Here is a 12,435-nt window from a genome sequence, read left to right on the forward strand (position 1 = left end):
TGTTGAAACTAGAGTAATCAACCTATTCTGACAAAATCTAGCAAAAAAAACCTAGCCACCGAAATGACTAGGTTTTTTTAGTTAACTGCAATTGGGTGAATTATGACTCAGTTGCAGTATTGGTTTTTTTCGGTGGACGGCCACGTGGACGACGTGGGCGGGCAGCCGGTTTTTCAGCTTTTGCTACAGTTTCTTCAGCTTTATCGGCTTCCGGAGTTTCAGTAGGCGCAACTTCGTTTTCTGCTGGAGTTGCTTCAGCTGTAGCCGTTTCAGTGGCTTCTTCAGCTGGAACCTGTTCAGCGTTCGCAGTTTCTACAGGCGCTTTAGCAGCTGGCTCAGGAGTTTGAGTCGCTTCAGTTGTATCAGCACTTTCTACTGCGGCTACCGGAGCTTCAGCAGGTGCAGCTTCAGTATTTTCAGCTTTCGCCTCTTCCGCTGGAGCCGTTGCTTCTGCAGCAGGTTCAGCCGCAGTAGATTCTGCTTCAGCTTGTGCTTGCTGTTTAGCCTGCTGTAATGCTTGCTCGGCAGCCAGTTTAGCGAGACGACGACGCTCACGTGGATCATTCGCCACACGTTTCTCTGAAACCGGTGCAGGCGGAGTTAAATCCAGCACAGGTGCAGGTTCTGCTTCAGGTTGTGCTTTGCTGACTTCTACATCACGAGTTACAGGTTTTTTCTCTGTGGTCGCGGTCGAAACCGTTGCTAAAGTCGCATTATATTCCTGCGTGAACTTTTGCAATGCGCGGTTAAACGTTGGCAACAGACCAAACTGTTCAATCAGGACTGAACAGTCTTCGCCATAAACATGGCGAATCAGACTGCCAATGGTGTATTGGCCAAGTGTTGGCACCTGTGATGGTGTGAATTGCTGAGTTTTCGCCTGTTGGCCTTGTGCAGCACGGCGGCGGTCACGACGACGTTGACGTGGGTCATTGCTGGCACGCTGTTTTGATGATGACTGAGCTTCCGGTGCTTTCTCTGCAGGAGCAGATGCAGTCACTTCAGCCAGGAACTCTTTCGCAGCTGGCGCTTCTACAGGAGCATCGGCAGGGGCAGTCACTTCAACAGCAGGTTTTGCAACTGGAGCAGTGTCATTCAATGCCACAATTTCGCTTTTCGCCTCGTCAATATTTACCACCATTGCTGTTGGCATCACTTCTTTACGAGGAGCATCGACCAGTTCTACACGCACTTGCTTTTCATTGACTGCTGGAGCTTCAACGGCAGCAGGTGCTTGAGGTACAGCTTGCTCATTCAGAACACTTGGATCGCGGTGGCGATTTGGACGTTCTGGACGTTGCTGGTTGCGACGGTCACGACGTGGCACGTTTTGCTGTTGCTCATTGCCGTGAGTATCGCTTTGCTGTGCAGACTCGTTGTGGTGCTGACGGCGAGAGTTGCGTTTGTTTTCACGCGCTTCCTGACGAGAAACCTGAACCACTTCTTCATGTATCTGATGTTGTGATACATTATCAGACTGCGCCTGTTCACGTGGCTCTTTGTGCTTGTTGCTACGTGCTTTTTTGTTATGACGCTGTGATTTCTCTTCACGTTCAGTTTTTTCAGACTGATCACGCTCTGGTTTATGGGCTACGGTCGATGGCGCCAGATAAGCATTACCGGTAGTTGCCGGTACTGCAACAGCTGCTGGCTGTGCATGTACTGCTGGTGTTACAGGAGCAACCTGGCCGAACTGACCACGACTCACTGCCCCTCCATTCACCATCTGTTCGATGGCAGCAGCAGCATTGTTCGCTGTGCGAGACTGATCAACAGTAGTTGCCTGTTTTTGTACAAACAGGTTTTCTAACCATGCACATGGGCTGGCTGCAGGTGCTGCAACTTGAGCAGATGCCTGTTGTGCAACAGGTGCTTGCTGTACGTTTTGCTGATTTTGGTTATTGCGGCGTTTATTGTTTTTGCCGTTGTTTTGCTGCTGAGCAGGTGCTGGTGCAGCAGTATGCGTATGTTCTTCTTCTAAATGCCACTCAGAAGACTCATAACCCAGTTCTTTTTCGCTTGAACGGGTTGCTTCAGTACGCTCGTAACTGGTTGGTGCGAAACCTTCAGGGTTATACGAAATTTCGTAGTGAGGCGTTTCCAGGTGTGGATGTGGAAGTACAGTTACGCGTGTATTTGAAGTTTGTTCCAGATATACCAGGCTGTGACGTTTTTCATTCAGCATGAATGCTGCAATTTCTACTGGTACTTCAACCTGAACTTCACCATGGCGTTCACGAAGGGCGATTTCTTCCACTTTACGCATGATTGAAAGTGAAAGAGAACGCAGGTCACGTACCATACCCGTACCATGACAGCGTGGGCAGACATAACCAGTCGCTTCTTCTAATGATGGACGCAGACGTTGACGACTCATTTCCATCAGGCCGAAACGAGACAGTTGGCCAAACTGGATACGTGCGCGGTCGCTTTGAGTCGCTTCACGTAGTTTCGCTTCTACCATACGCTGGTTGCGATCTTTGGTCATGTCGATGAAGTCGATAACAACTAAGCCACCGATATCACGTAAACGTAATTGACGAGCAATTTCTTCAGCAGCTTCAAGGTTGGTATTTAACGCTGTATCTTCAACGTCCTGACCACGAGTTGATTTTGCTGAGTTAATATCGATTGAAACTAAAGCTTCAGTTTGGTCGATCACGATCGAACCACCTGAAGGCAGTTTTACTTCACGTTCATAAGCAGTCTGGATTTGGCTTTCGATACCGAAATGCGCAAACAAAGGCTCATTCAATGTATAAGTTTTCAGCTTATCTAACTGAAGCGGCATTACTGCTTTAACAAAGTTATATGCTTCGTTATAGGCTTGCTCAGAATCAATCAGGATTTCTGCTACATCATCACGCAGGTAATCACGGATCGCACGAGTTACCACACCTGCTTCCTGATGGACTAGCATAGGTGATGGGCCTGAATTTGCAGTGCTTTGAATTTGTGCCCAAAGGTCTAGTAAATGTTGCAGATCAAGCTGTAGTTCTTCTTGAGAACGGCCAATGCCTGCGGTACGAACAATGACGCTCATACCACGTGGCACGTTTAAAGAAGCCAGCATTTCTTTCAGTTCTTCACGTACTGAACCGGAAATCTGACGGCTGATACCGCCACCTTTCGGGTTGTTTGGCATCAGAACCAGATAACGACCAGCTAAAGAGATGAAAGTTGAAAGGGCAGCGCCTTTATTGCCGCGCTCTTCTTTTTCCACCTGAACCAGAAGTTCAGTGCCTTCAGTAATCAGTTCACGGATATTTGAAGTTTGACGAGGATCGGCTTTGTAGTAAGAGTTTGCGATTTCACGCATAGACAGGAAGCCTTGGCGACCTGCGCCGTATTCAACGAATACAGCTTCTAAAGAAGGTTCAACGCGAGTTACGTGACCTTTATAGATATTAGATTTTTTTTGTTCACGGGTACGATTCTCTAAATCGAAATCGTAAAGACGCTGACCAGTGACAAGTGCAACGCGAATTTCTTCGGCATGTGTTGCATTAATCAACATACGTTTCATGGGTGTAACACCTTATAGTGATACACAGCAAAAAATCGCTATTCACGTAGCGAACATCACACATCACGGATCAATGGCCCAGATCTCCAATGAGTTTCATTGTGGTCTGAGTCTTTTATTCCCGGCGTCTACTTGAATATAGATCAGCTTCGGTATTTTGATTCACGTATTGATGATGGCAATACGGCTTCAATCTTTAAACGATTAAAGTCACCTGAACGTTTCACTGGCGGACAAGCGGTGCATTAGATGTGAGTAACTTTCACTGTCACATTGCTCGAAGATCATCCCTTCTTTATAGAAAGTGTCTTGATACGGAATTGTCGTCGTATCTTTACAAACTGTGCAGATCCAATGCATCAAACGCTGTAGCCTGAAGTCGTCTTCAGGGTGCGACTAATCTGATGTGTATCAGTTTACGTTTAAAAACCAACTAGGTTGGCGACATATTTTTTCAGACAAACTGATTTATGTACCTGAGGTACAATTAAACGCAACAGTTTGCTTTGTTTGCCGATATAATAAGCCTTCGGCGTCGGCATAATTCTTTTGGGACCTTCCCGTATCATGTGAGTCTTTAATTGAATAATCAAGTTCAGAGAAATCTGAAATGCTTCAACTTTTACTCACAAACGATGGTTTCCGTGCGCTGACTATACCAAACCTTGCATCATCTGCCTATGGGCTAAGCTTATGTTTCTTGTGTAAAGCATAACCTAAGTGATCATTTTTTAATCAATTTTAGTATTTTTGGGTCATAGTAACTGTATGAATTCTACACAACAATGGCAAAGCGTCACTTGGTTTGAAGTGGATGAACATCAAGATGGACAGCGAATCGATAATTTCCTGTTCAGTCGTCTGAAAGGGGTGCCTAAAAGTCGGATTTATCGTCTGATTCGTGAAGGACAGGTTCGCGTCAATAAAAAACGCATTAAGGCCGAAACCAAACTGGCGATTGGCGACCAGATTCGTGTGGCACCGATTCGTTATGAGCAAAAAGATGAATCAGAAGCGCCGATTTCGGACAAGGTGGCTCAAGGTCTTCTGTCCCGTGTGGTATATGAAGATGAAGGCTTGATGGTCGTCAACAAGCCATCTGGAATTGCCGTGCATGGTGGTAGCGGTGTGGCATATGGTCTGATTGAAGGTTTGCGTGCTGCAACCGGTAAAAAATACCTGGAACTGATTCACCGTATTGACCGTGACACCTCTGGTCTGGTGATGATCTCGAAAAAGCGTAGTACCTTAAAAACGCTACAAGATTTATTACGTGAACATAAAATTAAAAAAACTTATGCCGCTGTCGTGAAAGGACAGGTAACGCTAGATAAACAACTCATTGACGCGCCTTTACACCGTTATGAACTTTCTAATGGTGAGCGTCGTGTACGTGTCTCTAAAGAAGGCAAAGAGTCTAAAACCCAGTGGAATGTAGCAGAGCGTTTTATGCATGCGACACTCGTGTATGCTTCTCCATTGTCTGGTCGTACCCATCAGATTCGTGTACATGGTCTCAGCATCGGTCATCCGCTGGTAGGCGATGAGAAATATGGTCACGAGACTGAATATCGTGGGCCAAAGCCACGCCGCTTATGTCTGCATGCGATGCGTCTGGAAATTCCGGGTTATCCGACCATTGAAGCGCCTTTGCCTGAAGATATGCAGAGTCTTGTGGCTCAGCTTCGTGCGCAAAAGGCGGATAAGGTGGTAACGCCTGCGGAAGATGACGAGTAATTTTTAGCTTTTAAGTTAACCCTCTCCCTGAGCAGTACTGCTGCGCAAGTCTCCTTTCTTGCACGAATTTTAAAAGCAATGCTTTAAAATTCGCTCAGGAGAGGGAACGTTGAGTTCGCATGTGCTAGTGATAAGTCAAAATAGCTAAGAATTTATCTTTATTATTTAGTTACTGTACGTTGTTCAGTAATGAATTCTCCCTCTCCTTTTAGGAGAGGGCTGGGGTGAGGTAAAAGTAAAGCACAGCCGAGTTTTGTAGTTATAAAATCAAATTTTATCGCGTAGGCAGTGTTTTACTTTTGAGGGGGGCAAAAGTAACAAAACCCCTTCTGTTGATCTGATGGCACCTCCCTATGCCACAGATCAACGGCGACATCCATGTCGCCATTGGATAGCCAATAGCTGTTGTGATATCACAATAAAAGTTATTTTGTGATGAAACTCGCCCTCCTTTGAAAAAGGAGGATCGGGGTAGATTAACACTGAATCAAATACTAGGAACCTTATATGAATTCACCTGTAAAATTGGTCATTTTTGATTGGGATGGCACTTTATTTGATTCAGTGGGGCAGATCGTCTCGAGCCTGCAGTTTGCCGCACAACAGTTTCAGCAACCGCTGACCGATGCCGATGCGAAAAGCATTATCGGATTAGGTTTGCCGGAAGTCGCACAGCGACTATTCCCAACTGTACCAGAATTACATGCGGATATTTTGCAGGCCTATTCGGAACATTATGTGGCGAATTCTGTTGAAGATGCCTGGTTTGAGGGCGTGTCTGAAATGCTCTATGCATTAAAGGATGAAGGCATTAAATTAGCAGTCGCTACCGGTAAAAGTCGTAAAGGTTTAGACCGAGTACTCAAACAAACGAATAGCCTGGAACTATTCCATGCCACTCGTGCTGCCAGTGAAACCCGCTCTAAACCCGATCCTTTAATGCTGGCTGAAATTCTGGCTGAAACTGGTATTAGTGCGCATGAAGCGATTATGGTCGGTGACACTTCTTATGATCTGGAAATGGCGATGAATATTGCCATGCCAAGTGTGGGTGTGGCTTATGGCGTGCATACACCGGAAACCTTGGCGCAGTTTAATCCACTGTCGATTGTGAATGATGTCAGCAGTTTGCATGACTTTTTATTGGCTAAAGTCCAATGGAAAGAAGCCATTTAATTCAGTATCTTAGTCATTATCCAAGATCCAGCATTTTCTGAAATAGAAGATGCGGATCAATGCGGTAGATTTGAACAACTGGTCTTATCTTTTAGTCTAAAGTTGTGATTATAGTAGTTTTGTTCTGTCATGATTGTTGAGTTATTTAGTTGGATATAACTTAATTCATAATTATAAGATTATGTTTTTAATTGATTTTTATAAATTTAATTTATAGATAATAGCTATTGCAAAAAATAAAATAACTATTGGCATTCACGTCATATTTTTCCCATCCTAAAACTGTTTATTCATATGCCCGTACTAGGCGCAATTGTTTATTGGAATGATCGAAATGATCAGGTCAGAACATTTTGCCTGTCTTAGTTCTCGGCATAAGCCTCATTTTTGCAGTTTAAGGAAACATTGATGTCGAATTCTGCTGTTGTTGAATCAGTTGCACAAGCATTACGTACTGCTGAACTCTCAAAAACTGCGATCGCACCGATTCGCCCGGAACTTGGTGGTGAAAGTGCTGACGTAGATATTGCCTATGCCGTTCAGGAAGTAAATACCGAGCGTGCTCTGGCGGAAGGTCGCCGTCTGGTAGGTCGTAAAATTGGTTTGACATCGAAAGTGGTTCAAGCACAGCTTGGCGTAGATCAGCCTGACTTCGGTATGTTGTTTGCCGACATGGCCTATGGCGATGGTGAAGCAATCCCTGCAGGTTTGCTGATTCAACCGAAAGTTGAAGCTGAAATTGCATTGGTCATCAAAGAAGACCTGACTAAGGCAAAACACACGTATGCAGACATCATCAGTGCAACTGACTATGCACTTCCTGCTGTAGAAGTGGTCGATAGCCGCATCGAAAACTGGAAAATCAGCCTGATTGATACCGTAGCTGATAACGCATCTTCTGCTGCATTCGTTCTGGGCTCTAAGCCGGTCAAACTGGAAAACCTTGATCTTGTGAACTGCAAGATGGTCATGACACGTGGCGACGAAATCGTTTCTCAAGGCGTGGGTAAAGCATGTCTGGCAAATCCATTAAATGCTGCGGTATGGCTGGCTGATGAAATGGTACGCCGTGGCCGTCCATTATTAAAAGGCGACATTATTTTGACTGGTGCTTTAGGTCCAATGGTCGTGGCTCAGCCGGGCGATGAATTCAAAGTTGAAATTGAAGGCTTTGGTTCAGTAACAGCTGCTTTTGCTGCTGAATAAGGGAATACAAGAGAGTACATTCATGAAAAAGATTAAATGTGCATTGATCGGTCCAGGTAACATTGGTACTGATTTGCTTTATAAACTGCAACGCAGCGAATGGTTAGAACCAGTATGGATGGTGGGGATTGACCCGACTTCTGAAGGTCTGGCGCGTGCAGCGAAAATGGGTCTAAAAACCACGGCTGAAGGAGTAGACGGTTTGCTTCCTCATGTCGTTGAAGATGACATCAAAATCGCATTCGATGCAACTTCTGCTTATGTACACGCTGAAAACAGCCGTAAGCTGAACGAGCTTGGCGTGTTGATGATTGACTTGACTCCAGCTGCAATCGGTCCTTACTGCGTACCACCTGTCAACCTTGAAGCATTGCTTGAACAAGGCGAAGTGCCAAACGTTAACATGGTGACTTGTGGCGGTCAGGCAACTATTCCTATGGTTGCTGCGATTTCTCGCGTTCAGCCTGTGAACTATGGCGAAATTATCGCGACTGTATCTACTAAATCAGTCGGTCCTGGTACGCGTAAAAACATCGACGAATTCACCCGTACTACTGCTGGTGCGATTGAGAAAGTGGGTGGCGCGAAACAAGGTAAAGCGATCATCATTATTAACCCTGCTGAGCCACCACTGATGATGCGTGACACTGTTCACTGTCTAGTAGAAGGTGAGCCAGATCAGGCAGCGATCACTGAATCTGTACATGCGATGATTAAAGAAGTTCAAAAATACGTACCGGGTTACAAACTGGTGAACGGTCCAGTATTTGATGGCAACCGTATATCAATCTTCCTTGAAGTTGAAGGTCTGGGTGACTTCCTGCCTAAATATGCAGGTAACCTCGACATTATGACTGCAGCAGCTGCACGTACCGCAGAAATGTTTGCAGAATGTGTTTTAAATGCAGTTGAAGCTTAAGGAGCACCTTCATGTCTAAGATTATTATTAATGATATGACTTTACGTGATGGTATGCATCCGATGCGCCATCAAACTACACCTGAGCAAATGGTTGCGATCGCAACTGCGCTGGATGATGCAGGTGTACCACTGATCGAAGTCACACATGGTGACGGCCTTGGCGGTAACTCTGTAAACTACGGTTTCGCAGCTGCAACTGATGAAGAATACCTGAAAGCAGTTATTCCAAACCTGAAACAAGCTAAAGTTTCTGCGCTGTTGCTTCCTGGTATTGGTACGGTTGATCACCTGAAAATGGCGCATGATGTAGGTGTAGCAACCATCCGTGTTGCAACTCACTCTACTGAAGCAGATGTTTCTGAACAGCATATTACTGCTGCGCGTAAACTGGGCATGGACACTGTGGGCTTCCTGATGATGGCTCACATGGCAACACCTGAAAAATTACTTGAAGAAGCACAAAAAATGGTGTCATACGGTGCTAACTGTATCTATGTGACTGACTCTGCGGGTTACATGCTTCCGCAAGACGTGACTGACCGTGTAGGTATCTTACGTGCTAACCTGGGTTCAGACATCGAAATTGGTTTCCACGGTCACCATAACCTGGGTATGGGTGTTGCCAACTCTGTTTCTGCTGTACAAGCAGGTGCAACACGTGTTGACTTGGCATCAGCTGGTCTAGGTGCTGGTGCGGGTAATACTCCACTTGAACTGTTTGTTGCGGTTGCAAACCGTATGCAAATGGAAACTGGTGTTGACCTGTTTAAAGTACAAGACGTTGCAGAAGATCTGATCATTCCAATGATGACTCATCAGATCCGTGCTGACCGTGATGCTGCAACTTTAGGTTATGCGGGTGTTTATTCTTCATTTCTATTGTTCGCTAAACGTGCTGAAGCAAAATATGGCGTATCTGCTCGTGAAATTCTGCTTGAGCTTGGTCGTCGTGGTACCGTTGGTGGTCAGGAAGATATGATTGAAGATTTAGCATGGACTATGTCTAAAGCGAAAGAGCTTCAAGCATAATAGTTAAAAGCTAAATTTTAAAAAAAGCGTCCGAAAGGGCGCTTTTTTTATTTATTTGAATAAAATGAATAAGATATTAAAACGATGGAATAAGATATTTTAATTATTACTATTTATTTTAAGAAAATAATCACGCACATTTCCTTAAACATAAAAACGATAAATAAAAAGTTATTTTTAAATAATAAAAAATAATAGCTGTTTATATAATAGAAAACATGGATTTATATTGATTATCTGGTTAATTTTTTATTTTAGTTAATTGTTTATAAATATAAGTCTTTTTCAAATTTCAGCATACTTATTCTATCTATAGAGATTAATAGAAAAATTTTAATACTGTAGTCGGATTTTTAAAAAAACTGGAGTTGAGCATGATAGCGGCATAGCTTAATTTGATTACTAGGAATAAGCCATGCGTCGTCAAAACTTATGGATAGCAATGCTTGCTGCAACAGCAAGTTTAGGAACAACTGCAGCGAATGCAGATTTTATTGACGATAGTAATGTCCAGCTTAAATTTAAAAACTTTTATCTAGATCGTCAGTATCAAGATGATTTTTCTTCACGTAATAGGGGTTCTTGGTCTCAAGGCGTGACTTTGGATGCCAAATCAGGCTATCACGATATCGGTGGTGGGATGCAGGTTGGTGCAGATGTTCTGGTTCAACATGCAGTTAAACTTAAAGGCCGTGATCAAAATCCGGATTGGGTGTTACCTCACGATGGCAAAGAGTCTAAAGATCATTTTGGTAAAGTTGGCGCAACCTTAAAAGCTAAAGTGTCTGAGACTGAGCTGAAAGTGGGTGAGTTATTGCCTGTATCTCCAGTACTGGTATTTGATCCATCCCGTCAGCTCATCACTACTTATAGCGGTGCATGTTTAGAATCTAAAGAGATTAAAGATACCAAACTGACTTTGGCGTATGTCGACAAGATTAACAACCGTTATGACAATCAATTTCGTGACTTAACATTGTTTGCGCCTGCGAAAGGTAAAAATTATTACGATAATGGGGAAGCATCTGATGGTATGTGGATTGCCGGTGTAGATCATCAGTTCACGCCCCAAATTGGTGGTAGCTACTGGTATGCAGATGTTCAAGATATCTACCAACAGCATTACTTGGGTGTGAATTACAAAACTGCGCTAGGCGAAAAAACCAAATTAGATAGCCATGTGCGTTATTTTGATAACTCGGAGTCAGGTGACAAACTGTATGGTGAGATTGATAATCAGGCACTGTCAGTAGGGGCAAAAGTTAATCATGGTGCGCATACTGTAGGTCTGGGTTATCAACAAATGTTTGGTGATACTGCATTTCCAACACTTGGCGGCTGGGTGCCACAGCCTTATCTGGTGAACTGGGGCGTTGCAACCTTTACTGCACCAGAAGAAAAGTCATGGAATGTTTCTTATGGCTATGACTTCTCTGAAATGGGTGCCAAAGGCTTAAACGCAACTGCAGTTTATTTCAAAGGTTATGATGCTAAATCAGGTGATCAAAACTTCAATACTGATGAGCTAAATCTGATTGCGAATTACACTGTTCCAGAGGGTAAGTTAAAAGGTTTAGGCATCCAAGCGATGTATATTGATGTAAATTTTGCAAATCCTACTAAACCAGATCTTCAGGAATACCGCGTAGCGACGATTTATACCCATAAATTCTAAGTTAAGCGCATTTTAAGGGCAGTCAGTATTCTGACTGCTTTTTTTTGAGTTAAGAACTTAATCAAAGCCTTAAATTAAACAGGGTTTTAAATTTAAAATAATTTATTAAAACAAATACTTAAATAATATATTTTTTGTAGTATGCAATCGTAATTTTATATCAGTTGAAGACAGTAGAGCGGTTAATATAAGACTGTAAAAAGATTATTTTTAATGAGTCAACTTGACGTCGAGTTCTCGTCATCGAGGAACACGCAAGCAAGAAACTGTAAGAGGAATCATGATGAGCACTGTTCAAATCCCTGATTATAAAACAGATCCCTTCTTCGGCTTAGAAGACAAATGGATTGAAACTGCAGAAGGTGAGTTGACTCACTACCATGAAATTGGTGAAGGTACACCTATTCTGTTCCTGCACGGTTCAGGTACGGGTGTGTCTGCTGCGGCTAACTGGTGGTTAAACCTGCTTTCAATTGGTGAACAAGCACACTGTATCGCGATCGATACCATTGGTTATGGCCAAACTGTGGTTGCACCAGGTACTGCTTATGGTATCCGTGCATGGGTGGATCATGCTGTACGTACTCTAGATGCTTTAGGTATCGAAAAAACCTGGTTAGTGGGTAACTCTTTGGGTGGCTGGTTGGCATTCCAGATGGCACTTGATTATCCTGAACGTGTTCTAGGTATCGTGTCTATGGGTACTGGCGGTGCAAAACAGACTGCTGCGCTGAAAGCACACGCAAACCCTGTTCTGACTGAAGAAGGTATCAAGAAAACCCTGTCTATGTTCGTGGTGAACAAAGACCTGATCACTGACGAACTGGTTAAAGTACGTTTTGCTTCTGCTGCAAATGACTATGCATCAAATCGTTTGATGGATGTAGTGGGTGCACGTGACCGTGACCGTTTCGAATTCCCATTAGACTTCGAAAAAATGAAAGACATCACTGTACCTGTATTATTGATTCATGGTACTCAAGACGTGGTGATTCCGGTTTCTCGTACTTGGGATATTCTGAACATCGTGCCAAATGCTGATGCACATATCTTCAGTCAATGTGGTCACTGGTCTCAAGTTGAAAAATCAGATGAGTTCAACACTGTGATCAAAAACTACCTGGCTGTACACGGCGTAAAATAAGTCGTACTCAGTTTGAAAAAA

The 12,435-nt window shown here is 43.7% G+C and carries 8 protein-coding genes; 7 read left to right on the forward strand and 1 reads right to left on the reverse strand.

What is annotated here, in order from left to right:
- Positions 1 to 100: 100 nt before the first annotated feature.
- Entirely contained in the window at positions 101 to 3,526 is a 3,426-nt protein-coding gene (locus RJ01_RS01455; protein WP_034169838.1) for an Rne/Rng family ribonuclease, read from the reverse strand.
- A gap of 768 nt (positions 3,527 to 4,294) precedes the next feature.
- Between RJ01_RS01455 and RJ01_RS01460 the strand changes: the two genes are divergently transcribed.
- The 7 genes from RJ01_RS01460 to RJ01_RS01490 all read left to right on the forward strand — a co-directional run bounded on the left by RJ01_RS01460 (position 4,295) and on the right by RJ01_RS01490 (position 12,414).
- Positions 4,295 to 5,263, forward strand: a complete 969-nt coding sequence (locus tag RJ01_RS01460; protein ID WP_005232406.1) for an RluA family pseudouridine synthase — start codon at positions 4,295 to 4,297, stop codon at positions 5,261 to 5,263.
- A gap of 507 nt (positions 5,264 to 5,770) precedes the next feature.
- Positions 5,771 to 6,439 (forward strand): HAD-IA family hydrolase, encoded by a 669-nt coding sequence (locus tag RJ01_RS01465; protein ID WP_034169839.1) that lies wholly within the window; start codon positions 5,771 to 5,773, stop codon positions 6,437 to 6,439.
- 408 nt (positions 6,440 to 6,847) lie between these two features.
- The gene (locus RJ01_RS01470) at positions 6,848 to 7,645 is read left to right on the forward strand and encodes a 2-keto-4-pentenoate hydratase (protein WP_034169840.1); all 798 of its coding nucleotides are present in this window, start codon (positions 6,848 to 6,850) and stop codon (positions 7,643 to 7,645) included.
- 22 nt (positions 7,646 to 7,667) lie between these two features.
- A complete protein-coding gene (locus tag RJ01_RS01475; RefSeq protein WP_034169841.1) occupies positions 7,668 to 8,564 on the forward strand; it encodes an acetaldehyde dehydrogenase (acetylating) in 897 nt (298 codons plus the stop codon).
- An 11-nt stretch (positions 8,565 to 8,575) separates the two neighbouring features.
- Positions 8,576 to 9,595, forward strand: a complete 1,020-nt coding sequence (gene dmpG / locus RJ01_RS01480; protein ID WP_034169842.1) for a 4-hydroxy-2-oxovalerate aldolase — start codon at positions 8,576 to 8,578, stop codon at positions 9,593 to 9,595.
- A gap of 415 nt (positions 9,596 to 10,010) precedes the next feature.
- Positions 10,011 to 11,270 carry an OprD family outer membrane porin gene (locus tag RJ01_RS01485; RefSeq protein WP_034169843.1) on the forward strand — a complete coding sequence of 420 codons (1,260 nt, stop codon included), beginning with the start codon at positions 10,011 to 10,013 and terminating at the stop codon, positions 11,268 to 11,270.
- Between the two features lie 283 nt (positions 11,271 to 11,553).
- Positions 11,554 to 12,414, forward strand: coding sequence for an alpha/beta fold hydrolase (locus tag RJ01_RS01490; protein ID WP_034169844.1), 861 nt, complete (start codon positions 11,554 to 11,556; stop codon positions 12,412 to 12,414).
- Positions 12,415 to 12,435 lie beyond the last annotated feature (21 nt).

This window comes from Acinetobacter sp. YZS-X1-1 (genome assembly GCF_000804305.1).
GTDB lineage: Bacteria > Pseudomonadota > Gammaproteobacteria > Pseudomonadales > Moraxellaceae > Acinetobacter > Acinetobacter variabilis.